The 20,745-nt window shown below is 56.3% G+C and carries 15 protein-coding genes; 10 read left to right on the top strand and 5 right to left on the bottom strand.

What is annotated here, in order from left to right; genetic code table 11:
- Positions 1-13 precede the first annotated feature (13 nt).
- Both FHS27_RS25835 and FHS27_RS25830 read right to left on the bottom strand, forming a co-directional pair.
- Complete coding sequence (locus FHS27_RS25835) at positions 14-433, bottom strand: hypothetical protein (protein WP_184308511.1); 420 nt, start codon at positions 431-433, stop codon at positions 14-16.
- Positions 424-1,479 carry a DUF1559 domain-containing protein gene (locus FHS27_RS25830; protein ID WP_184308509.1) on the bottom strand — a complete coding sequence of 352 codons (1,056 nt, stop codon included), beginning with the start codon at positions 1,477-1,479 and terminating at the stop codon, positions 424-426. Before FHS27_RS25830 ends, FHS27_RS25835 begins: the two co-directional genes overlap by 10 nt.
- Before the next feature lie 1,375 nt (positions 1,480-2,854).
- Here FHS27_RS25830 and FHS27_RS25825 point away from each other — a divergent pair.
- The 4 genes from FHS27_RS25825 to FHS27_RS25810 all read left to right on the top strand — a co-directional run bounded on the left by FHS27_RS25825 (position 2,855) and on the right by FHS27_RS25810 (position 9,863).
- Positions 2,855-4,636: an arylsulfatase gene (locus FHS27_RS25825; RefSeq protein WP_246420951.1), complete on the top strand. Its 1,782-nt coding sequence runs from the start codon at positions 2,855-2,857 to the stop codon at positions 4,634-4,636.
- A 102-nt stretch (positions 4,637-4,738) separates the two neighbouring features.
- The gene (locus FHS27_RS25820) at positions 4,739-5,872 is read left to right on the top strand and encodes a KpsF/GutQ family sugar-phosphate isomerase (protein WP_184308505.1); all 1,134 of its coding nucleotides are present in this window, start codon (positions 4,739-4,741) and stop codon (positions 5,870-5,872) included.
- Positions 5,869-6,432, top strand: a complete 564-nt coding sequence (locus FHS27_RS25815) for a KdsC family phosphatase (protein ID WP_009094505.1) — start codon at positions 5,869-5,871, stop codon at positions 6,430-6,432. The genes FHS27_RS25820 and FHS27_RS25815 overlap by 4 nt, the downstream gene beginning before the upstream one ends.
- Positions 6,432-9,863 (top strand): hypothetical protein, encoded by a 3,432-nt coding sequence (locus tag FHS27_RS25810; protein ID WP_184308503.1) that lies wholly within the window; start codon positions 6,432-6,434, stop codon positions 9,861-9,863. Before FHS27_RS25815 ends, FHS27_RS25810 begins: the two co-directional genes overlap by 1 nt.
- A gap of 19 nt (positions 9,864-9,882) precedes the next feature.
- On the opposite strand, the gene FHS27_RS25805 is transcribed toward FHS27_RS25810, so the two are convergent.
- A complete protein-coding gene (locus FHS27_RS25805) occupies positions 9,883-10,761 on the bottom strand; it encodes an SHOCT domain-containing protein (protein ID WP_184308501.1) in 879 nt (292 codons plus the stop codon).
- A gap of 155 nt (positions 10,762-10,916) precedes the next feature.
- Entirely contained in the window at positions 10,917-11,816 is a 900-nt protein-coding gene (locus tag FHS27_RS25800) for an HDOD domain-containing protein (protein ID WP_246420949.1), read from the bottom strand.
- 453 nt (positions 11,817-12,269) lie between these two features.
- Here FHS27_RS25800 and FHS27_RS25795 point away from each other — a divergent pair, with 453 nt between their 5' ends.
- Both FHS27_RS25795 and recA read left to right on the top strand, forming a co-directional pair.
- Positions 12,270-12,908: a hypothetical protein gene (locus FHS27_RS25795; RefSeq protein WP_184308497.1), complete on the top strand. Its 639-nt coding sequence runs from the start codon at positions 12,270-12,272 to the stop codon at positions 12,906-12,908.
- 213 nt (positions 12,909-13,121) lie between these two features.
- The gene (recA, locus tag FHS27_RS25790; RefSeq protein ID WP_184308495.1) at positions 13,122-14,240 is read left to right on the top strand and encodes a recombinase RecA; all 1,119 of its coding nucleotides are present in this window, start codon (positions 13,122-13,124) and stop codon (positions 14,238-14,240) included.
- A 264-nt stretch (positions 14,241-14,504) separates the two neighbouring features.
- Here the strand turns inward: recA and scpB are convergent, their stop codons facing one another.
- Positions 14,505-15,797, bottom strand: coding sequence for an SMC-Scp complex subunit ScpB (scpB, locus tag FHS27_RS25785; protein ID WP_184308493.1), 1,293 nt, complete (start codon positions 15,795-15,797; stop codon positions 14,505-14,507).
- A gap of 127 nt (positions 15,798-15,924) precedes the next feature.
- Here scpB and FHS27_RS25780 point away from each other — a divergent pair, with 127 nt between their 5' ends.
- The 4 genes from FHS27_RS25780 to FHS27_RS25765 all read left to right on the top strand — a co-directional run bounded on the left by FHS27_RS25780 (position 15,925) and on the right by FHS27_RS25765 (position 20,620).
- Positions 15,925-16,662, top strand: coding sequence for a hypothetical protein (locus FHS27_RS25780; protein ID WP_246420948.1), 738 nt, complete (start codon positions 15,925-15,927; stop codon positions 16,660-16,662).
- A complete protein-coding gene (locus tag FHS27_RS25775) occupies positions 16,659-17,831 on the top strand; it encodes a cysteine desulfurase family protein (RefSeq protein WP_184308491.1) in 1,173 nt (390 codons plus the stop codon). Before FHS27_RS25780 ends, FHS27_RS25775 begins: the two co-directional genes overlap by 4 nt.
- A 150-nt stretch (positions 17,832-17,981) precedes the next feature.
- Positions 17,982-19,187 carry a helix-turn-helix domain-containing protein gene (locus FHS27_RS25770; protein ID WP_184308489.1) on the top strand — a complete coding sequence of 402 codons (1,206 nt, stop codon included), beginning with the start codon at positions 17,982-17,984 and terminating at the stop codon, positions 19,185-19,187.
- 383 nt (positions 19,188-19,570) lie between these two features.
- A complete protein-coding gene (locus tag FHS27_RS25765; RefSeq protein ID WP_246420946.1) occupies positions 19,571-20,620 on the top strand; it encodes a hypothetical protein in 1,050 nt (349 codons plus the stop codon).
- Positions 20,621-20,745: the final 125 nt, after the last annotated feature.

Below are 20,745 nucleotides of genomic sequence, written 5' to 3'. Positions count from 1 at the left end.
TGTATTCCTGATTTCAGTGAGAAAGTGAAAGTGATTGAACCGCACGTTTGGGCAGTTCAATGATTTGGTTTGGAACTTGTGAGAAAGGTTTCAATCGCAACGAGTCGCAGAACTTCGTCATGATTCTGGAATCTAAAATCCATCCGCCGTCGCTGTTGGATTCCATGAAAACGGCGTACTGTTCGGGCTCAGGACTCGGCAAATTTTGGAACGACGCACGACCACTCCGATCAGAAATCGAACGTGTGAGCGGCACGCCAGCCTTTGATGTCTTCAAGACAATCAGAACGTTGGCGAGTGGTTCGTTCTGATAAATGACCTGCACTGACGCCTTTGAGTTGTCGACATCTGGTTGTGTTTGCGTTTCACAACCAAGAATTGCGATCACGCAGTATCCGACAACGCTCAGCCAACTCGGTTTAGCTATGGCCATTGAACGACCTCCCGCCCATTTCGCGAAAATAGTGCGTGATAGAGATCGCGGTCGATCGATTCGGTGATGAAGTGAACGCTGCCGTCGAGCATCGCGTGCATTGCCCCACCGGTGTGGTACGAGCGAGACGAATAGAACCCACGTCCGTGCATGCCCACATCGGGAAGCGTTGAATTGGGCGTCAAATAGCCATTGATCACCGTTGAGTACGGCACACCGCGAATCCAACTGGCACCCCGATTTCCCGTGTAAGAGCTGATTTTGGATGGAACGATCGAGTTAAGATCAGGATTCTGAATCAACGTCCCCGCGTCGAGAAATCCGGGGTTCGGTGCCGCGTTCGACGACGTACCGCTCCAATTGGCGATCCGGCGGTGCGGCCCATTGGGCGTCGGTTCGGCCAATCCGCTCGTTTGATCGCCCAACACCGTTTCGGCGAGTAACACGGTTTGAGTCGTGCCGTCTAAGCAATCTCGGAACTTCGCCCACGAATCGGTCCACACCATCCCATCGGTTCGATAGCGATCGTCATAGTGCGTTTCAGTTCCGCTACCGTAACTGAACATGTAACTCAGCCCTGCGGAGTAACCATCCGAACTATCGGCGAAGACGGTGGAAAACTTGGGATCACCGACATCACTCGGACACAGGAACGTGGGCACGATCGTCTCAATCGCAGCTCGCAGGCCAGGGTTGTACCGAGCCGCCCACGCGGGCCCGACGAGTAGCGGCTGTTCGTAGTCAATCAGGTCACTCAGGCTGGCCTGTTCAATGAAAGGCAGCACCCGTGCTTGAACGGAATAGCTGCTCGACCCCGTCATTGCTGGGATGCACTTGAAGGCGCTTTCGTAGTTGTGTGTCGCCAACGCGATTTGTTTCATGCGGTTGCTGCATGACATGCGACGTGCCGCTTCACGCGCCGACTGAACAGCCGGCAGCAGCAGACCGACCAAGATGCCGATGATGGCGATAACCACCAACAACTCGATCAAAGTGAACGCGGATTTGGTGAAACCACCGCGTATTCGGGAGAGATAGATTTTCATAGTGTTTGCAAGAAAGTGTTGAGTGCGCAGGAAGTCAGAAGAGCCCCGCGCGGCGCGCACATCGATCGACACAGGCTTGGTCGGACCGGGCGTCAAACGAAAGCACGCGCACACGCAGGGCAAAGTTGCAAAAGCGATATTGAGATCTGTTCGCAGTTACTTCCCAATACATCCCCCCATCCGCCGGCACACAGGGCGGCATTCGGATGTGAGCGCACCGAACAAGAACGATCAATCATTGCCATAGCACAGGAAGTCGCCCGCAATCGCGGACCGACAGCCAGTGCAATGAGTCCGATCGTCAATCCCGACTCGGTCGCACGCTCGCGTCACGTCGTACTAACAACTCAAATGAATTGCAGTATCGACGCACTAACGAACGAATAGCGCACACCGAGCGCGAAAACACCGACGGTGTGGAAAGTAAGAAGCAACAACGAATCAGACAGAGATCGCTGGCGGGCCGCGTAGAGGCGGCAGAGTGTGCGATGGCTCGACATCTGCCGAATCGCATCGGGGAAACTCAAGGACAATCGCGTTGGTAGACTCGATATGGAATCCGCCGCCGTTGACTAGTCCAACGGGACTGGCAAGCGATTGGCAAATCCAACATGCGTGCGATTCATGGGGCGATGAACCACTGTTGGGCGACAGAACAATTTCTGCCGATGCATCGTGGTCACTCGCGGATTGATGCCAATCATCGGCACCATGCGAATGACAGCAACCGGCATGATGGTGCGATTTGACGAGGGCTGATCCCCCGTGTTCGCAATCGCCGTGTCCACAAACGTGATGACCACAGACTTCATGATCACAACTAGCGACATGCAGCCACGCTGGGGCATGCCCCAACGCCAGCATCACACTGAGCACGAAAGTCGTTAATGGACGGATCGACGGAACCACGAATCACCCGATTGGGAGACAATTTTAGAATGGAATTCAGGTCCGACCAAAGACTGAGCACGCCATACGCGACATGAAATGAAACAGTTCGCGATCGGCCGCAATTTTTTTCGGATCAAAAATACAGCCGCGAAAAGCAAGTGAGCCGCGTTCAAACGATCCAACGCCTTCTCACGACGACATGCCTCAAACCAAAGTCACCCTCGACTTCAGTACCCGACTCCGATCTTCGTTGTGGCCATGACACGCGGTTGGTGAACACCGGGTCATTCTTGAACAACATCCCGTCGACCGAAACCCCACGATGAGCCGAATCGTGAAGCATCAGAGATTCGTTCTTGCGACTGGGTGTTGGTCTAACGCGGCATCCGAATCGAGCCGCCCCATTGTGTGACCTTTGGCGAGTAGACTGTCGTGACCTGCCTACCGCCTGATTATCACCCGCCATCTAAGTATGGGAATCCAGATGCTGCCGTTCACCGCGTTTGAATCACTTGTCCGTATGACGCCCCATTTGCGTGGCAGATCGCTCAATCGCCCGGTTACGCTCATCATCGCACTTATCGTGATGGCGTTGCCTCAATTGGTTGAGGCGCCTCGGCTACACGCTGAGTCCAATGAACGCCCGAACATTATTTACATCCTTGCCGATGACATGGGTTTCTCAGACATCGGTTGCTACGGCAGTGAGATCGAGACCCCGGTTCTCGATTCGTTGGCGGAAAACGGGTTACGTTTCACTCAGTTTTACAACACGGCACGATGCTGTCCGACACGGGCGAGCTTGCTAACGGGGCTGTACCCACACCAAGCGGGCGTGGGCCACATGATGGAAGACCGTGGACATGATGGCTATCGCGGCCAACTCAATCGTCGCTGTGTCACAATCGCTGAAGTGCTCCGCCCCGCAGGCTACCGGACCTACCTGTCCGGCAAATGGCACGTGACCCCTTTTAGCAATAAGGCCCCCGATGCTGACAAATCGAATTGGCCGCGACAGCGTGGTTTCGATCGCTTCTACGGGACCATTCATGGTGCGGGTAGCTTTTGGGATCCGAACTCACTGACTCGCGATAACACCCGGATTTCACCTGCGTCGGATCCGGAGTATCCGCTCGAGTCGCAGGTCGACGGCGAGTTCTACTACACCGATGCGATTACCGACCACGCGACGCGTTTCATCCAAGAACATCACGAAGAGTCTGCGGATAAACCGTTCTTTCTCTATGTCGCGTACACGGCCGCACACTGGCCGATGCATGCCCGCGAGCGAGACATTGCGAAATACGAGGGCCGATACGATGCCGGGTACGATGCGATTCGAGACTCGCGCTACCAACGGATGTTAGATCTCGGGGTGATTGACGCCGAAAGCACCGTTAACTGGCCAATCCCAGATAGCTGGAAAGTGAAGAATCATTGGGAGTGGGACAAACGCAATATGGAGGTTTATGCGGCGATGGTCGATTCGATGGATCAAGGCATCGGAAAAATCGTGCAGTCGCTCAAATCAACCGGCCAATACGACAACACGTTGATTTGTTTCTTGCAGGACAATGGTGGGTGCGCCGAATCATTCGGCCGCAACGGCAAGCACGGTCCGCGAGCCGCCGAACCGAATTTGGCACCGTTGCCAGCGGATCACTTACAGATGGACATGGCTCCTAAGCAAACTCGGGACGGGTATCCGGTACGCGGCGGCCATCAGGCAATGGCGGGTCCGGCGGACACGTACGTCGCCTACGGCCGCGGTTGGGCGACGGTATCGAACACGCCGTTTCGCGAATACAAGCACTGGGTTCACGAAGGAGGCATTTCGACCCCGTTAATCGCACATTGGCCTCGCGGAATCTCTCGCCACGGCGAGTTGGAGTCCACGCCAGGACACTTGGTCGATTTAATGGCCACGGCGGTAGATCTCTCGGGTGCTGAATATCCCCAGAAGTTTCACGGTGACAATGAAATTCATCCGATGGAAGGTCGAAGTTTGAAACCACTTTTTGAAGGACAGTCGATCGACCGCGAGGCGATATTCTGGGAACACGAGGGCAACCGGGCCGTTCGTGCGGGTGATTACAAACTCGTCGCCAAAGGTCCTAAGGGTGCGTGGGAACTGTATGACATTTCTCGCGACCGCAGCGAGCAGAACGACCTGAGTCAGGAGAAACCTGAAATCGCCGAAAAACTCATGTCGATGTGGCAAGAGTACGCTGAGCGAGCGTTCGTTTTGCCGGGAATGCGAAAATGACGAGTTTTCGGTTCACCTTGCGACCGCCGGGCCGGTTCCGGTAGCCTTCGGACCGGTCCCCTTCGCGCCGCCAGCGAAGCCGAATACGCACGTTTTGCATGGATGCTGCCCGTGTCTCCTCAACCTATCGCGTCGCGTGAGGACGGCAATTTCGCCCTCAATCGCACTCCCGACTCGCATTTTGCCTCCGGTGCCCTTTCACAGGTCGAGCGGGTGCGAATCGTTCGAGACACGATGTTTGCCGAATCCGACGCGATTCGCGCCGCAGCCTCCGTCGCGTCCACGGCTGCCGTCGAGGCGGCGACCCGCGTCGCAGAGTGCTCCGGATCGGTCGTTTTAACCGGCGTTGGCAAGGCGGGCTGGATCGCACAAAAAATCGTCGCCACCCTCGCGAGCACGGGTTCTCCATCCCATTTTTTGCATCCGAGTGAGGCGATTCACGGCGATTTGGGCCGAGTCCAGAAGAACGACATCGTCATTGCGTTCTCGAATTCGGGACGCAGCGAAGAAGTCGTCCGTGTGTGTGAATTTCTGAAAACACAAGCGGATTGTCTGATCGCGATCACCGCCGACGACGCCAACCCGTTGGCCGAAATGTCCAACCTCGTCGTGCCGATGGGGCGTCACCGCGAAGCCTGCCCGAACGGTTTGGCACCGACGTCGAGCACCTCCGTCATGCTCGCTATCGGGGACGCGATCGCCATGCTCGCATCGCAAATCCGTGGCTTCGGCCCGCAGGACTTTGCAAAGTTCCATCCCGGCGGCGCCCTCGGACGAAAACTCTCGAGCGTCGATGACGTCATGCGAGGGCTGCACGAATGCCGAATCTCCCAAGACACTTTGGCCGTTCGTGACGCGATCGCGGCAAGCTCTCCGGAACGGCGTAGCGGTGCGGTGATGTTGGTCGATGCGAATCAAAAGCTGACCGGAATTTTCACCGACAGCGACCTCGTCAAACTACTGCAACGTCGTCAAGAAAACAGCCTCGATCGGCCGATCGAAGAAGTCATGACTCGGACGCCGATCAGCATCCCGAGTGGCACCTCGCTCGGCGGCGCGGTCGCGATTTTGTCGCAGCGTCATATCAGCGAATTGCCCGTCATTGACGAACACGGACGCCCGCTCGGAATGATCGATATTACGGACTTAATCGCAGCCGGTGACATTGCCACCCAGGACACCAACTCATCGGTCATCCCGATGGTTCCTTCCACCAACGGAAAACAAACATCGTGACGTCGCACGTTTCCATTGAAAGTCGCTTGCGCAGCGATGTCGAGATTGCCGCCGAGATCAAATGCATCTTGACCGATGTCGATGGTGTGCTCACGGACGGGCGGATCACATACACCGCTGAACCGGACGAGACCTGCCGCGAAACCAAATCGTTCAACGTTCGCGATGGGTTAGGTATCAAGTTGTGGATGCGGAGCGGGTTCCATTTCGGCATCATCACCGCGAGGAAAAGTCCGCTGGTTGCTCATCGCGCTAAAGAACTCGGCGTGGAACATCTCAGCCAGGGCGTCAGCGATAAGTGGGCCGCAGCCCAAAAGATGATGGCAACGATGGGCGTCACCGCCGAACAAGTTTGCTACGTCGGCGACGACTTGCCGGACCTATGCGTGATGCGCCGTGTGGCCTTGGCTGCAGCACCCGATGACGCGGCGACCGATGCGAGAGAGTTCGCCCATTGGACGATGCGTGCCCATGGCGGCCAAGGTGTTGTGCGTGAACTGATCGAACGGTTGTTGCGTGGCGGCGATCGTTGGAACGAACATCTCACGAAAGAGGACTAATGCCCGGCTCGGTTCGCGACTACTTCATCGGACTGAGCTTCGTGCTCGTTGCGATGGGCGGTTATCAGCTAACCGCTGCGAAGTGGCTCACGCCGCCCGAGATCGAGCACGCGCCGATCGCAGTTCGCCCGCTCAGCGACAACGACGCATCACTCGCTGATCTCTATCCCGAGGACGCGTGGCAGCGTGGTCGTGCGATCCGGCTCAAAACCCAAGACGGCATGCTGCTGTTTCAAAATTGGGAACAGAACAAAGACGATGGAGACGGCGGCAAAAAATGGCGGTTGTGGCCCATCACCATGGTCATCGGTCGTGGATTATCAGCAGACGATTCGCGTGAACCGATTTTGATTGAGGCTGCCGAAGGTGCCGTAATTGAATTCAGTGCCGCGCTTGATGTCATGAGCGGCGTCGCCCCAACGATACAACGCGGACAGTTGCTGGGCGAGGTTCACATTCAACGGGTCGCCCCCAACCAAGTCGACGCCCCCGTCGGCCTCAATGATGAGTCCCCACTCAATTCAGCATATCAGGTCCGATCAAACGCGAGCGGTGTCAGCGAAGACCAAACGCTCGACATTCGAACCGCGAATGTTGGTATCGATCGTCGGAAAATCTGGACTACCGAAGCGATTGAGATGCACGTCGGTCGTGCGGTCATGGTCGGTCGCGACTTAACGCTGCACTTGGCCGCGTCCACCGGATCGGCCACGTCTAAAACGAACCTCGCTCGATCGCTCGATCGCATGGAGTTGATTTACCTGCGAGAGCTAACGCTACCGCTCGGGAAACCCAATGATCCTCAATCACCCGATGACCAAGAAGACCGTGGTGTTGTTCAAGTCCACTGTGACGGACGAATTGAATACGATTTCGCGATGGATCAACTGCTCCTCAATCGTAACGTCCGATTGGTCCATCATGCGACCGAGGGAACGGCGACCGCCAGTGGGGATGCAAACCAATTCGACCAATTCGCATGTGACACACTGCGTTTGACGCTGCGTGACCCGCTCAATTCTGATCGTGTTCGAACCACCGCCGTCGATTGGATCGATCGCATCGAAGCGACGGGACGGCCGGTTCGATTGACGGTGAGTTCGCAAGAATTTGACCTCACCGCCGGACAAGTGTTGTTTGACCCTTTGGAAGGTTGGCTCATTGCGGGGCCATTGCCGGTCGGTGCGATGCCTCCGGCGGCGAATATCGACCCGCGTTTGACCGATTTCGTGCAGCTTCGGCGAGGTGACATGCAAGCGACCTTGTCTCGCATCGTCTACCGATTCGACCCGAAGCATCCCAAACAATTGGGCACGGTCGAAGTCGATGGGAAAGGACGGATGGATTACCAATCGGCCGAATCCGTCTTCAAGTCGTTCTCGTGGCGTGACAGCCTGCGAGTCTCTCCATTGGATGTTGCTACACCGGATTCGATGAACGTTCGATTCGGCGTGTGGTGCGACGGAGACATTCGGTCGCTACTGGCCGATGGCGGCACGTTTCAAACCGATCGCATTGAAGGCGTGTTAAAACCGATTCCTCACGAGGGTCCCCCAAGTTCGAAGGCCGATTCGCTCGATCAGCGTTGGTTCCCGGATCGTTTTTCTGCTATCGGGAACGTGCGAGTGAATTCGAGCACGTTGCAGGCCAGCACGCCGCAAATGAATCTGTTCTTCGAGCAAGACACGACTCCCGGTTCGCCAACCACGCGACCCAACGAAGGATCCTCTCTACGCCAGTGGGTGAGTCAGCCGAAAGGGGACACATCGACGGCATCAGGCCGAGTCGCAAACGATCGCGAGAAACCTGCCAAGCCGCCGGCCACGATTCGCGGCAACCAGGTGACCGCGAAACTCACCTTCGGAGGCGGCGAACTAGCCGCGACGGACCTGAGTGTGGTCGGAAACGTCGAGGTGACTCACTCGTTAACGCTCCGGCAAAAAGCGTCCGGCGGCACATTTGGTAACTCGGGTACCGTTGGTTCTACTCAGACGATGCTCGCCGTGATGACAGGCGATCACCTTCGTCTGCGCGACGGCGACGGCGGCGGCGACGTCTTGCAGTTGGGAAGCCAATCCCAGGTTCCCGCACGGTTAGAACTCGGCGACGGATATTTCATCGGCCCCGAAATTCAGGTGCGTCCCGATGACAACTACATCTGGATTCCCTCGGCGGGCGAGTTTGTTGTCCCGACGGCATTCCTTCCGGCTCTCGGTGGAAATGAAATCGGTGGCGATCCGTCCAAGGTCATGCGATGGACAAAGAGTCCCCGTGGGCGGTTTGGTGGTTCGATGACATTTGACGGACGCGTTGCAACCCTCAGTGGCGGCGTACTACTCGAGGCTGCGATCGCCCAAGGCCGAGAACCGAGCGACCTAACGATGCAGGGAGACGAACTTTCATTCCTACTCGAAACTCCCGTTGATTTGCGTACGCCAGCGACATTCCAGGCTACCCGGCTAGCACAGATTTCACTCAAGCAAACGTCGCGCAATCCTGTTGAGATTCACGTTGATCGCTTCGCCGCCGACGGCATCCGATCATCCCGACACGAAATGATGGTATCCGAACTCACCTGGGTACCAGGACCTGAACCGGAGACGGTGACTGCCGCGCCTACGACGTACGCGATGGGTTCGCAACGAAAAATTTCTTCACCAATGGCTGGAGAGGTATACGCTCCGGGGCCGGGATCGTATCGGGGATGGATCCGCACCGCAGCCCAAAAGTCTGACGCCGATAAAAAACCAACAGCGCAAGATCGCAACAGTGCACGCAACAGCGACAACGCATCGGTTTACTTCGAGGGGATGATCGAAGACCAACGCGGCGTGTTTGAACGACAACCCACTGGCGGTAACAACGAACCTAGCGAGACCTTTATCACAGGCGTGCATCTGATTTTCCAAGATGGCATGCGTGGTGATCTGGTCGGACGATCGCTCACGTTTCAACGTGGGATTCGAATCGGCCGGAAAATCGTCGAGGACTTCAACACCCGCTTCAACGCAGCGGACATGAATCTGCTTTCGCAGGATGAACTGACTCTCGATTGCGATCAAATTCGATTGGCGCTCGATCCGGCATCAGAGGCTCAGCAGTCTCGATTTTCAACGAATTCAAGAGACTCGAGCCCCGCATTCGAAGTCGAAGCGTCCGGTGGCATCGTGTTTCGAAGCCGCACCGACCGGGGACTTTCGGAGGCGACGGCGGATCGTTGTGGATACACCGTGGCCAAAGATCTCGTGACGATCGAAGGCATTCCAGGTCGCCCGGCGAGATTCCAGCAAACCGATTTATCAGGACGCCCGGTCGCGAATCTCGCCATCATCAGCATGACTCTGCGACTGAAACCATTTGAACTAGTGTCATCGCAGGTCGAGAGTTTGAGCACCGGACTGCGTCCCGCCGACATCCCGAAAACCAGGTGATGCTGGCTGGCACATCGCGTTAGACGCCGCTGCCGATCTGAGTTAACAACGCTCGTTTGGCATCGCTGAATTCCTCATCGGTGAGAACGCCTTTCTCTTTCAATTGAGCCAATCGCTCGAGCCGATCGATCACATCGCCGGCGTGGTTTGACGTTGGGGCGTCAGTCGATGGAGATGCGGCATTGGCCTGTGGCCATGGCTCGGGTTGCACGGGTGCGTCGACACTCATTGACGGGGCGTTCGCAGGTGCCACCGGTGTTACCGGACTGCCATCTTTCCAAACCACGGGTAACGCGGCGAGATTGACTGTGCCGTACTGACTCGTGAAAGTGATCGACGCGCCGCCGCCTTGTTGTTGTCCAAAACCTCCGATTTGATGATCGAGGGTGTCGTAGACCCAAGCCGGTCCGCCGGTAGTCACCGCGAGCCGATGCGAGTCGGCGAAATAGGCATACTTGGTTTGGTTTTGGTTGCCCGTTGCACTGGGAGTTCCGAGGTGCGAGGGCCACCACTGTGCCGACGGATCGGGAACAAACAAACTGTTTTGGCCACCGCTGTGGCCAGCCGTTTGTGCCTGGGAATCGACGCCGTTTTGGCTCTGCGACTGGAACGAACCGGAGAACGTGCCATTTTGATTGTTGGCCAAAACCGTCGCGAGTTCGCTGCACAGGTTGTTGACCAAGTTCTTCAATTGGTAGTTGAAGAGATCGCTGACCATGGTCATTCCACCCTGCATCCATTGGCCGGAGCCGCCGAAATCAGGGTGGTTAAATTGAGCCATGGAACCGTTTCCGTTGTGAACGGCGATCAACATGTGCGTGACACCGTCAGGTGAGACGCCGTAGCGAGCGGCGAGGTCGTTGACGGTTTGACGACCGGAATCAGAGAGAGAAAGCACTGTGTTTCCTGTATTCGGCTCGAGGCCGAGTGTTGCATTGAGAGGTACGAAGTTAAAAACCGCCTAGGCCCCGCATTCTCTCTTCTAACACCCGGACTGAAAAGCCACAAAGTTCCACAGGTGCTTGCAATGCTCAGATCTGTGGTCCGACTGGCTTATTCCGTTTTCGAGAAATCGGCCAATGTTCGCTCAGGAACAGGCAGTTTCAGCAACGGTGCGAATTCCGCGGTCTGTTCGTCCACTTCCGTCAAAATGGCTTGCAGAACGTCGTCGGACGGATCAAGCAAGCGTTTGAAAGCAGAGAGGAAATCGGATTTTTCGTGCCATTCGGCGTCTTGGCACGACGGCAACAGCGAAGCCAACGCCACGCAGGCCGGTCCGCGAGACAAATCGCCTTTACCAAGCAAGTCTTCCATTTGCGTGTGCTGAGCGATCAAGGTTACGAACTCTTCGGGCAAGTTCCAACGTTTCGCCAGCAGAGCAGCAGCCTCGGCGTGATCCCAACCGAACATTTCCTGTTCCAGACCGCTCAATCGCAAACCTTCGGAGGCACGTTTCTCGACCAACGGTTCGTATTGTTCTGGGAGTTCTTTGAGCAACAACGGGACCGCCATATCTTGCAACAACGCGCCGGCGAACAAGTCTTCGGCCTCGGCCAATTTGAGCGTCCGCCCCGCTATGCGAGCGAAGATCGCCCGACGCAACGAGTCCTGCCAAAGCGACTTCAGGTCAAACGGTCCGAAGGTTGGGTTCGGGATGACGCTAAAGACCGCGTTCCACAACGCAAAGTTGGTGATCGCACGAGAGCCGACGAGCGTGATCGCCTGAGGCACGCTCATGATTTCACGGCTGAAACCGAAATAGGATGAGTTGACGAAACGCAACACCTGCCCCATCAGTCCCGGATCCGCTTCGATTGGACGTGCGAAATCGTTGGGCCCAACATCTTCACGTTGGGACAACTGCAACAAACTGATTGCGGAATGGGGCAGGGCCGGCAGAACGTCGGTGTGAAAAACTTCTTCCAAACTAGTTTTTGCTGCGACAGTACTCATAGAACTCATGACTCAAGGACGGACAAGCGGATTGGACGACACGCGATCCACAGAGGGCGGTCAACGAAACTTAGAACAGAAATCTCAGGGCGAACGGACGCGAGTTTCGAGAAGTCAGCGATGCCAGCACAACAGCCACTCAACACTGACGATCGCAACGACGGCGCGGGTTACACAAGCGGGAATGCAGCAACCCCAATAGTGGGGCGCAGAGGCCCCAGGGATTCGCCTTCATCGATAGCGAATTCGGCTTCGCTTCAAGGTGACAAAAAACGTTGATTCGCAAACGCGACTCATGTTGCGTTTGGACAACATCCGAGGTTCCCGCGATTCACCGAGTCCCAACGTAGTGCTGACGCGACGGGACTCTAAGTCATTGCGAGGCAAACACTTGTCGTCATCAAATCCGAAACACTGACGACTTTGGTGCGTTGATTGCGATTCGTTATCAGAATGCGAATTCTGTCAGCCTCAATTTTCGAAACGCGTCATCTTCCACCTTCTCCGTGGGAGCAACCGGGCACGTGGATGCTGCGGCGGTTGCGGGTGACGTTGGGGATCGGTTTGGTCCTGCTGGTGGTCCAAGCCGGTTCAGCCGTTTCGAAAAAGGGACTACCGGAGCGTTCTGGAATCTCACCGGTCAACGGAGCCTCTTCCACGACCATGGCTTCAAATCTCGCGGAAACGACTTTCGCTGACGCGAATCTGAACATGAATTCGGACGACAACACGTTGCCTCGGAAGCCCTTTGCATCGGCCAACTCCGCGCCGTCATTTGGGAGTCAACCGCGAGCGGTGCTGCCACAGGGGTGGCGTCGGACGTCGTCTGGATGGCAACATGTCTCCACTTGGTCAGCGATCCCGCAGAAGACGGTCTCACTCACCGAACGGGTCATTGCGCAGCGTGATGCCGAACCTGTTTGGCTGCGTGAAGCGATGGAAACGCTCCGCCAAATCCATCCGGGTTGTTTCGCACTGGTCCAATTGATGGCCGTTGGAGCCTTATTCGCAATCTCTTGCCACCGGGGTGACCAAACGTGTCAACCGAAGCGGCGATACTTCTTTCGTGAGCCAACGAGGCTCGCCCGGTGACCAAGAGTCATTGTTGAAAAACTGTCTGACAAATTCAGTGTTTTGCATGGATTTCCTTGCCGAAATCAAGGTTTCCCAAACAAAATTCATTGTCCGCTCAATTTTTTAGCGATACCATCATCCGGCTTCTTCGTACGGTGTTGTTCAGTACACGACGTGTTTGTCTCGTCGTCGCGTTTGGACAGGGAAAGATAAAACAAGGATTTCAGGGATATGGCTAAGCAACCACGCATGGCGACGGCAGCAGCATCCAAGAGCGTCAAACTCGATCCGGGTATGAAACGCATCTTGGAGAAGGAACCGGGTCTGAAGACAACGCTCCAGCAGATCGACAAGACGTTCGGCGAAGGCGCAATCATGCCGCTCGGAGCGTCACACAAACTGACCATCGACGGCATTCCGACCGGGTCCTTGAGCCTGGATATGGCCCTCGGCGGGCAGGGAATTCCGCGTGGTCGGATCATTGAAGTGTTCGGCCCTGAATCAAGCGGTAAAACGACACTCGCGCTCCACATCGGTGCTGAAGCCCAGAAAATGGGCGGGATCGCCGCAATCATCGACGCGGAACACGCGTTTGACCCCAGTTGGGCAAAGAAACTCGGTGTGGAGCTGGACAGCCTGCTCGTCAGTCAACCGAGCAGCGGTGAAGAAGCGATGCAAATCTGCGAAATGTTGGTCAAGAGTAATGCGGTCGACGTGATCATCGTTGACTCTGTTGCCGCACTCGTCCCTAAAGCGGAATTGGAAGGCGAGATCGGCGATAGCCATGTCGGCTTGCAGGCTCGTTTGATGAGTCAGTCGATGCGGAAATTGACCGGGGCGATCGCCAAGAGCAAATCTGCGGTCGTCTTCATCAACCAGATCCGCGAGAAGGTCGGCGTGATGTTCGGCAGTCCCGAAACCACCCCGGGTGGTCGGGCGTTGAAGTTCTACTGCTCTTGCCGTATTGACGTTCGTCGAATCGGGGCACTCAAAGACGGCGAAGAGCAAGTCGGTCAACGCGTTAAGGCGAAGATCGTTAAGAACAAGGTCGCACCGCCGTTCCGCATCGCCGAATTTGACATGATGCACAGTTGTGGAATCAGCTTCGAGGGCGATTTGCTCGACCTCGGAACCGAACACAAAGTTGTCAATCGAAGCGGCTCTTGGTTCAAATACGGAGACACCTATCTCGGCCAAGGCAAAGAGAAAGCACGTAACTTCTTGATCGAAAACCCGGACATCCGGGACGAAATCAAACAGAAAGTTCTTGCAGCTGGCGGGTACGCTGCACCGCTGGACGAAGAAGCCGTCGAATCAGAAGAAGAGGACGCCGACGTCGGCAACAGCTGATTCCGGGGAGAGCGACAAGGTAACGTCGCCGCGTGCAACAATAACGTGTGCCATCGGCACATGTGCGTAGAAAATACCGGTTACCAATAACCGAGTTCGATCGCCATCTCTTTGATGTTTTATCAGAGAGATGGCGTTTTTTGATGACTCTAAGAATGAGTCACGACCTGGGGCAAGTTAACGAGCCTGCAATAACGGAGACTCGTTGATCGGAAGACGCCCTAAGGAAAGAGACGCTACCTAGGACACGATGAATCGAGACGATCAAACGTCGTCTTCGTCTTCATCCTCGTCGTCGTCCTCATCCCAGTCGTCATCATCATCATCGTCTTCGTCGTCCCAATCTTCATCTGCTTCGTCGTCGTCGACTTCTTCCCAACTGTCATCGACGTCGTCGTCGGAGTCGAGCTCATCGTCGTCTTCGTCTTCATCATCCTCGTCGTCTTCGTCGTCGTCATCCCAATCATCATCGTCGTCGACGTAGTCTTCATCGTCGTCGTCATCATCCAGACCTTTTTCGAAGAGGTCGTCTTCTTCATCTTCGATCACAGCGACGGTGGCACCGTCGCCCAGTGCGTCGGCGGTTGGCATGGCAGTGCCCGTACCATCCATCGACTCATCGGAGACATCATTGATGCCGGTCGTGAAAGTGGACAACACCGAATCGGTGGCGAGAGCGTCGGTCACAGCGAGACTCACGTCGGACTCCTTGGGGACTTGGGAAGCGGCGGGGTCCGCCGATTCATGAGAGGTGGAAAATTCAGAATCGCCGCGAACGTCTGCGACGTCTTGGGAACCAGAAACATCATCACAGAATCCCCGTGAGTCAATCGCTGGCAAGGCGTTTATGGAAGCCAATCCGCAGATTTTTAAGAAACGTTTGGTGGTTCCGTAAAGGTAGGGTCGGCCAAGATCTTCGCTGCGTCCACTGATTCGGACCAAATCCAACTGCATCAGCTGTCGCAGGATTTCACCACAGGCGACGCCTCGAACGCTCTCAACATCTGCTCGCGTAACGTCTTGCCGGTAGGCCACGACCGCGAGCGTTTCCATCATCGGCCAACTCAAACGGATCGCTGGAGCTAAAACGCCGAGTCTTCTCAACCATGGTGCGACGACAGACCGCGTCACCATGCGACTGCCGCCGGCGAGTTGTTCGATCCGAAAACCACGGCCGAGCGAATCGTAGAGTTCGTTCAACTCGCCCACAAGCGTGCGAGCCTGCGTGGCATCCTCGAGTCCCGCCAAAGACGCGATTTTCCGGTAATTCAGGGGCGATTTCGCGATCAGCAGGAGTGCTTCGACCCGACTGCGGGCGATCGCCGGATCCAAAGGGGCCGATTTGCCGTCGGAATCGGCCGCGCTGCCAGACGCCTGTTCCACTTGCGTGCAATCAGCGTCGATCCCTAGCGATTTTGGGATAACACCGGACTGACTGCCCTTTTTCCCGACCGCTTCGACCGCCTCCTGAAGCGATAACGGACGCCGATGCCACGGAGAATTCAATTCTCTTCCAGGCGTGGTCGCTCGTTGCCAAGGGGCACAATAAGGAGTCATTGTGAATCTAATGAAGGAAATTCGTTAGCTCATGCGCAGCGGCATCATGGACAAGTGGTTGATCGATCACCAGACCGGTTAGAATAAAACCCTGCTTTTCGCACCGTTCTCTCCCAGGGTTCGCCCATTGTCTCCGTCTGATTCCCTGCCGACATCCAACCCGCAGAGTACCGCCTCACAGTCCACGCCGAGTCGACGCCCTAGGTTCAGTGGTTCACAGATTTGGATTTCACTCATCGCAGCGGTGGTCCTCGGGGGGCTGCTCGTTGTCGTCATTCGCACGATGGGGTACGTCCAGGGGGAAGAATTTTCGCCAACCCATTTCCGATCGCGTACGTTTTCGTTCTACGAAATCCCTCTGATTCATTGGCAAATCACGCCGATTCAACGTGCGACGACGACCCCAGCGACGGCACTCATGTTCGCGCAGAAGAAATGGATCTCGCCACCCACCGGTAATCCGAAGATCTGGCATTTGGTCTCGATACGCCGAGGGTTGGACGAACGCAACGATGCGGACGCGGCTCTACTGATGAGCCAACTGCGTCTCCGGGCCGATGGGAGTGCGGTTTGGCGAAAATGGAGTCAGCAACATCCGAAATTGGCCAATGTACTATGGCCGGCAGTCGCGAAACTAGCCGATCGAGAACTCTATATCCTGATGCCTCGGCTGTTGGAAATGGCACGTCGAATCGAAAGCGTCCCCACCCTCCGGTCCACCATTTCGAGCTATCTGAGCGAAGAATACACCTCTCTGATTCGCGACATGCGTGCGGCGGGCCACGACGACCTGGCGGATGCCTTGGCGGCTGAAGCGAACGAAGATAAGAACATCTCTGTGCCCAACGCGGGCGAACAAACATGATTTACCTCGACAACAACGCCACCACCTCCCTCGACGCTCGGGTCGCCGCCGTTTTGGCAAAAGCCTGGGAATCGGGCCCCAACAATGCTTCGAGCCAACACCAATTCGGACGCCGGGCCCGGGCTGCCCTTGAGAACGCCCTGGACCGGATCGGCCAATGCCTCGGAAGCGACTTGACCCGAGTCGATGCGGCGCGGCTGATCGTCACCAGCGGCGGCACCGAGGCGAACAATCTCGCCATCGCGGGTCTCGGCCCCGAAGATGGCACAATCCTAGTGAGTTCGATCGAACATCCCAGCGTTCTTGCGGCGGCGGGAATGATGGAACGAAGGGGACACTTGGTTTTGCAGATCGATGTCGACTCAAGTGGCACGATCCGGTTGGATCATCTCGAATATTTGATCGCCGAGACCATTCGATTAGGAAAACCGGCAAAGTTAGTGTCGATAATGTCGGCAAACAACGAGACCGGTGTGATTCAGCCGATCGCGGAAGCGTCAGCAATTTGCCGCAAAAATGACGTTGTCCTGCACGTCGACGCGACTCAGTCGATCGGTAAGCTCCCCATCAATTTCAGCGACTGGGGTGTTTCGAGCGTGACATTCACCCCTCACAAATACCACGGACCGGCGGGCGTCGGTTTTCTGTGGCTCGCACCGGGAGTTTCCGTTCGCCCCGTAATTTTCGGTGGAGAACAACAGCTCGGTACTCGCCCGGGTACCGAACCGGTTGCCTTGGTCGTCGCGGCCGCCGAAGCAACAGCCCTCGCCGTTGAGGAACGGGAAGCCTCAGTTGCCAAAATGGCCCGACTGCGGGACGAACTCGAAAACGGGCTGTTGGAACGCCACCCGTCCCTCTTGATTCATGGGCGATCCGCCCAACGACTCCCCTCGACGACATGCCTGTCCCTCCCCGGGACTAATCGCCAAACCGTTCTGATGGCTCTCGACATGGCAGGCGTGGCGTGCAGCAGCGGTTCGGCGTGCAGCAGCGGAAGCAGCCCCCCTAGCCATGTTTTAACGGCGATGGGTGTGGAAAAAGAGGCTCTCGACTCAGCGCTCCGGTTTGGCGTGTCAAAGTTTTCCACGGAGGAAGAAATTGCTCGTGCGGTTGAGGTAATTTCCCGAAAACTGCAGGCGGGAAGCCGTTTTGCACATGTGGAAAACTAAGTGGGAAAGTTGGCTTTTCGTTCTATTGTTGAATAGAATGTCGCAACCCGTCGTCGCGTCACGGTCCCCGCTGGGGCACCGGCCGCGAAATTCCATACCTTGCCGGGCTCGAAGTCATCGAACCTGGACGACGCCCATTGCTGAACCCCCGTGGTCGCTGCCTCCCCTCCCGCCGTTTCGTCGTTCGCCCTTGAGCGTCCGACGCTGCGCCGACGTCGCCGGGAACCTCCGGTCGTGCGGGCTGTCACGCCGTTATTCTATTACGGGCTGGAGAACCGCTTAGCGGGATATGTCTGCGATCAGTCGGTCTCCCCGCTTCTTGAGATCGCTCGCCCGCTTCTGTTGGTGGGGCCATCGGGTGTGGGCAAAACTGCTCTCGCATTGCATCTCGCGCAAAGAATCGGCATCGATTCGGTGTGGGATAGTCTCACCGAAGCGAACGAACCGTCCACGCGAAATACAGACGACTCGCGTTCCGACGAGTTCAGCACAGGTGGGCGTTCGTCCACGTCCGGTGTCACCAGCAAAGTGCTGTCCACGCGGGTCCTGTATCAACCAGCGGTCGATTTCGCTCGCGAATTCGCATCGTCGATCGATTCCAAAGACATGCCTCGGATGCGTAAGAAGCTCGACGAAGCCTGTGTTTGGGTCATCGACGATCTTCACCTCATCGCGGACAAAACTCCCGCCCAAGAAGAGCTCGCCGCCCGTCTGGAGGCACGCGACGCAGCGGGCAGAATCACGATTGTGACGTGCCGCCGGCTGCCGTCGGAAATTCGCGGTTTGCGTCCGCCTCTGGTCAGCAGGACGTTACCGGGGCTCACCGTTGAACTGCGTCCACCCGAAGGCGAAACCCGCAAGGCAATTCTCCGAGAGTTGATGCTCGCGCATTTACCCGATGCCGATCCCGATACCTGGGCATTGCTCGACGGCGGATTGCAATCTTGCGTCACCGTACGTGAACTCGAAGCGGGCGTGAAACAGGTGGCAATGTGGTGCCGAATGAATGAATCGTCCGTTTGCCCCGAGGCGTTTCAATCCGTCGCGGGTGAAAACGGCGAGGTTGAAACGGTTTCGATCAAATCCATCACCTCTGCGGTCGCACGTCAGTTGGGCGTGAAATCATCAGAGATGCGAAGCGGATCACGCCGACAGAATATAGTTCGCGCCCGTTCGCTGGCCATGTGGTTAGCACGTAAGTTGACCGATTCGAGTCTCACGAATATCGGTGACGCGTTCGGTGGCCGAGATCACTCGACGGTTTTGCATGCGATTCGCAAAATGGAAGCATCCTTTGATGGTGACGCCGATCTGCGTCGCGCCGCCGATCAAATTTCTGAACGACTCGCGGGCTAATTACGCCGACCGACTTTGCCGGTTGCGTGAACTTCCTCAACAGCGACGAGTTATCCCACCAGCAGGACATTCTCGCTTCTACCGCTTAATCCGGCTCGGCATATCTTCCCCGAGTTCATCCCCCGGCAGGTCGATCTAACCCATGGACGACGATGTAAGTGTACATCCACCCGCATGACGTGGATCGAACATCAGCGTCGTCGTCGAGGGAAGAGACATACTCAGCAGCCAGTTCTTTTGGGCGTTCTGCTCTCTCTCTTCGACTTACATTTCACGGAGCAGTTGGAGTTCTGCTCTGACATCACTAGCAGTCAATGGTTCGAACCATTCGATTGCACCGGTGATACGACTCGGGCCCATCAGCCTTACTTAAGGAAGAGCAAATGAAACGACCACAGCAGCCGATTGGGCCGCGGAAGTCTGGAAGCAATTGCGTCTGGGGACTGTTCCTCTGCACTTCGCTTGCCGTGGTAGTCACGGCGACGACGTCAGGATGTTCCTACTACGGAAACGCTTTCTGCGCCGCAGTATCGCCTTACGAAAATATTCAGTGCGAAGCGATCTCTGAATTCCAGGCACGTATCCGTGCCCGATCGATTTGGGCATCAAAATATTCGAAATGTTACGCCAAACATTGTAATGTGAAAGACATCCGAACCGGGTTCATTGCCGGCTTTGTCGACACATGTCTCGGTGGCGACGGATGTCCTCCTTTGTTCGCTCCTAACGGAGGCTGCGGTCTCGGTTTGCGTGATCAATGTGCAGCGGCTTGGTTCCAAGGTTACCCACTCGGTGTTGCCGCTGCTGAATCGTGCGGTTGCGGACGCTTGCTCCGAAACAGCCGAGTAAACCCAGCACTGTTCTCGTGTGGTGAACCGGCCTGCAACCCAGGTTGTGCTCCTTGCACCGGCAATGTCGGCGGATGCACCACTTGCGGTCAACCGACCGAGTCATGCGGTTGCGGAAGCTCGATACACTTCGACGACGCGACGCCGATTGAATCCAACTTGCAGCCAATGGAAATTCCACACGTTGGTCCCGGTGAGACGATTGTTCCTGGATCGATCGAAATGCAGTTCAATGACGTCCAACCGTCACCGAGCGATATCCCTGATGCGGTTGCCCCAGCGGAGCCCATCCTCGCTCCAACCCCAGACCACTCCGCTTCGACGAGCCAAGTTATCGAACTGGCTCCCTCGAGCCACGAAGTCGTCATGGAGCAAGCGACACCAGCGGCAATGATTGAAGATGTTATTCAGGAAGCCAACCGGATCGAAATGGCAACACCGATCGACTGGGCATCCGTAGTTCCAACTCGCACGGTTTCGACTCGTACGAATCGTGTCATCGGCGAGATTTCAGCTCCATCCAATAGCGAAACGGACCCGCTAGTGAAACGAGCGACCATCACGCGAGCAGTCAATTCACACTGATCGCCGTACAGAAATTTGATTGAGCTTGTACAGCGAAAATAACTGTGCAGTTCCAGCCCAAGGTCGGGCGGAGACCGCAGACGATGGTGTCAGCGGCAAGACAATTCACGGATCGAACATTTGGA

Origin of the sequence: Aporhodopirellula rubra, from assembly GCF_014192335.1 — a bacterium.
GTDB classification, from domain to species: Bacteria; Planctomycetota; Planctomycetia; order Pirellulales; family Pirellulaceae; genus Rhodopirellula; species Rhodopirellula rubra.
Note: the sequence above shows the minus strand (reverse complement) of the source record. Positions and strands in the feature narration are given on the sequence as shown.

What these genes read in the sequence shown, in the direction of transcription:
- FHS27_RS25820 (WP_184308505.1), top strand. Translation starts at nt 4,739, where the DNA reads ATGCTGCCCGTGTCTCCTCAACCTATCGCGTCGCGTGAGGACGGCAAT.
- FHS27_RS25810 (WP_184308503.1), top strand. Translation starts at nt 6,432, where the DNA reads ATGCCCGGCTCGGTTCGCGACTACTTCATCGGACTGAGCTTCGTGCTC.
- FHS27_RS25775 (WP_184308491.1), top strand. Translation starts at nt 16,659, where the DNA reads ATGATTTACCTCGACAACAACGCCACCACCTCCCTCGACGCTCGGGTC.
- FHS27_RS25765 (WP_246420946.1), top strand. Translation starts at nt 19,571, where the DNA reads ATGAAACGACCACAGCAGCCGATTGGGCCGCGGAAGTCTGGAAGCAAT.
- FHS27_RS25795 (WP_184308497.1), top strand. Translation starts at nt 12,270, where the DNA reads ATGCGAATTCTGTCAGCCTCAATTTTCGAAACGCGTCATCTTCCACCT.
- FHS27_RS25825 (WP_246420951.1), top strand. Translation starts at nt 2,855, where the DNA reads ATGCTGCCGTTCACCGCGTTTGAATCACTTGTCCGTATGACGCCCCAT.
- scpB (WP_184308493.1), bottom strand. Translation starts at nt 15,797, where the DNA reads ATGACTCCTTATTGTGCCCCTTGGCAACGAGCGACCACGCCTGGAAGA.
- recA (WP_184308495.1), top strand. Translation starts at nt 13,122, where the DNA reads ATGGCTAAGCAACCACGCATGGCGACGGCAGCAGCATCCAAGAGCGTC.
- FHS27_RS25835 (WP_184308511.1), bottom strand. Translation starts at nt 433, where the DNA reads ATGGCCATAGCTAAACCGAGTTGGCTGAGCGTTGTCGGATACTGCGTG.
- FHS27_RS25800 (WP_246420949.1), bottom strand. Translation starts at nt 11,816, where the DNA reads ATGAGTACTGTCGCAGCAAAAACTAGTTTGGAAGAAGTTTTTCACACC.
- FHS27_RS25830 (WP_184308509.1), bottom strand. Translation starts at nt 1,479, where the DNA reads ATGAAAATCTATCTCTCCCGAATACGCGGTGGTTTCACCAAATCCGCG.